The organism is Sporosarcina jiandibaonis (assembly GCF_013184495.1).
GTDB classification, from domain to species: domain Bacteria; phylum Bacillota; class Bacilli; order Bacillales_A; family Planococcaceae; genus Sporosarcina; species Sporosarcina jiandibaonis.
The window spans coordinates 1-2,945 of the sequence record NZ_JAAOIY010000015.1 but is presented as its reverse complement, the minus strand read 5'-3'; the positions used below and the strand labels follow the sequence as shown (position 1 = coordinate 2,945).

Below are 2,945 nucleotides of genomic sequence, written 5' to 3'. Positions count from 1 at the left end.
ACGCGACGGAATCTGATGAATATTTTAGGTTAAGTTAGAAAGGGCGCACGGCGGATGCCTTGGCACTAGGAGCCTATGAAGGACGGCACTAACACCGATATGCTCTGGGGAGCTGTAAGTAAGCTTTGATCCAGAGATTTCCGAATGGGGAAACCCACTGCCCGTAATGGGGCAGTACATGTACGTGAATACATAGCGTGCATGAGGCAAACCCGGAGAACTGAAACATCTAAGTATCCGGAGGAAGAGAAAGAAAATTCGATTCCCTGAGTAGCGGCGAGCGAAACGGGAATAGCCCAAACCAGGAAGCTTGCTTCCTGGGGTTGTAGGACACTCTATACGGAGTTACAAAGGAATGAATTAGACGAAGCGACCTGGAAAGGTCCGCCGTAGTGGGTAATAGCCCCGTAGTCGAAAGTTCATTCTCTCCAGAGTGGATCCTGAGTACGACGGAACACGTGAAATTCCGTCGGAATCCGGGAGGACCATCTCCCAAGGCTAAATACTTCCTAGTGACCGATAGTGAACCAGTACCGTGAGGGAAAGGTGAAAAGCACCCCGGAAGGGGAGTGAAATAGATCCTGAAACCGTGTGCCTACAAGTAGTCAGAGCTCTGTTGGTCTTTTCTTCGGAATCGATCACGAGTGATGGCGTGCCTTTTGTAGAATGAACCGGCGAGTTACTGATTCCATGCAAGGTTAAGCAGAGAATGCGGAGCCGCAGCGAAAGCGAGTCTGAATAGGGCGATTTAGTATGGGGTCGTAGACCCGAAACCAGGTGATCTACCCATGTCCAGGGTGAAGGTAAGGTAACACTTACTGGAGGCCCGAACCCACGTATGTTGAAAAATGCGGGGATGAGGTGTGGGTAGCGGTGAAATTCCAATCGAACCTGGAGATAGCTGGTTCTCTCCGAAATAGCTTTAGGGCTAGCCTCAAACGTTAGAATCTCGGAGGTAGAGCACTGTTTGGACTAGGGGCCCATCCCGGGTTACCGAATTCAGACAAACTCCGAATGCCGAAGATTTATGTTTGGGAGTCAGACTGCGGGTGATAAGATTCGTAGTCGAGAGGGAAACAACCCAGACCACCAGTTAAGGTCCCCAAATATCCGTTAAGTGGAAAAGGATGTGGCGTTGCCCAGACAACCAGGATGTTGGCTTAGAAGCAGCCACCATTTAAAGAGTGCGTAATAGCTCACTGGTCGAGTGGCGCCGCGCCGAAAATGTACCGGGGCTAAACGGATTACCGAAACTGTGGATTGACACCTTTGGTGTCAGTGGTAGGAGAGCGTTCTAGGGGCGTCGAAGTCAGACCGCAAGGACTGGTGGAGCGCCTAGAAGTGAGAATGCCGGTATGAGTAGCGAAAGAAGGGTGAGAATCCCTTCCACCGAATGCCTAAGGTTTCCTGAGGAAGGCTCGTCCGCTCAGGGTTAGTCGGGACCTAAGTCGAGGCCGAAAGGCGTAGACGATGGACAACAGGTTGATATTCCTGTACCACCTCCCCGCCGTTTGAACAATGGGGGGACGCAGTAGGATAGGGTGAGCGCGCTGTTGGTTATGCGCGTCCAAGCAGTAAGGTGTGAAACGAGGAAAATCCCGTTTCTATAACATTGAGCTGTGATGGCAAGGGGAATTATCCCCGGAGTCCCTGATTTCACGCTGCCAAGAAAAGCCTCTAGTGAGGCGGGAGGTGCCCGTACCGCAAACCGACACAGGTAGGCGAGGAGAGAATCCTAAGGTGATCGAGAGAACTCTCGTTAAGGAACTCGGCAAAATGACCCCGTAACTTCGGGAGAAGGGGTGCTCTGGTAGGGTGTTAAAGCCCGAGAGAGCCGCAGTGAATAGGCCCAAGCGACTGTTTAGCAAAAACATAGGTCTCTGCAAAACCGCAAGGTGAAGTATAGGGGCTGACGCCTGCCCGGTGCTGGAAGGTTAAGAGGAGAGGTTAGCGCAAGCGAAGCTTCCAATTGAAGCCCCAGTAAACGGCGGCCGTAACTATAACGGTCCTAAGGTAGCGAAATTCCTTGTCGGGTAAGTTCCGACCCGCACGAAAGGCGTAACGATTTGGGCACTGTCTCAACGAGAGACTCGGTGAAATTATAGTACCTGTGAAGATGCAGGTTACCCGCGACAGGACGGAAAGACCCCGTGGAGCTTTACTGCAACCTGATATTGAATTCTGATGCAGCCTGTACAGGATAGGTAGGAGCCTGAGATTCCGGAGCGCCAGCTTCGGAGGAGGCGTCGGTGGGATACTACCCTGACTGTATTGGAATTCTAACCCATGCCCCTTATCGGGGCAGGAGACAGTGTCAGGCGGGCAGTTTGACTGGGGCGGTCGCCTCCTAAAGAGTAACGGAGGCGCCCAAAGGTTCCCTCAGAATGGTTGGACATCATTCGTAGAGTGCAAAGGCATAAGGGAGCTTAACTGCGAGACCTACAAGTCGAGCAGGGTCGAAAGACGGGCTTAGTGATCCGGTGGTTCCGCATGGAAGGGCCATCGCTCAACGGATAAAAGCTACCCCGGGGATAACAGGCTTATCTTCCCCAAGAGTCCACATCGACGGGAAGGTTTGGCACCTCGATGTCGGCTCATCGCATCCTGGGGCTGTAGTCGGTCCCAAGGGTTGGGCTGTTCGCCCATTAAAGCGGTACGCGAGCTGGGTTCAGAACGTCGTGAGACAGTTCGGTCCCTATCCGTCGCGGGCGCAGGAAATTTGAGAAGAGCTGTCCTTAGTACGAGAGGACCGGGATGGACACACCGCTGGTGTACCAGTTGTCTTGCCAAAGGCATCGCTGGGTAGCTACGTGTGGACGGGATAAATGCTGAAAGCATCTAAGCATGAAGCCCCCTTCAAGATGAGATTTCCCATTACGCAAGTAAGTAAGATCCCTCAGAGAAGATGAGGTTGATAGGTCCGGGGTGTAAGTGCGGCGACGTAC

At 52.7% G+C, this 2,945-nt stretch carries 1 rRNA gene; it reads left to right on the top strand.

Going from position 1 to position 2,945, the window contains the following annotated elements:
• Positions 1-27: 27 nt before the first annotated feature.
• Positions 28-2,945 (top strand): 23S ribosomal RNA (locus G8782_RS18235); the annotation flags it as partial.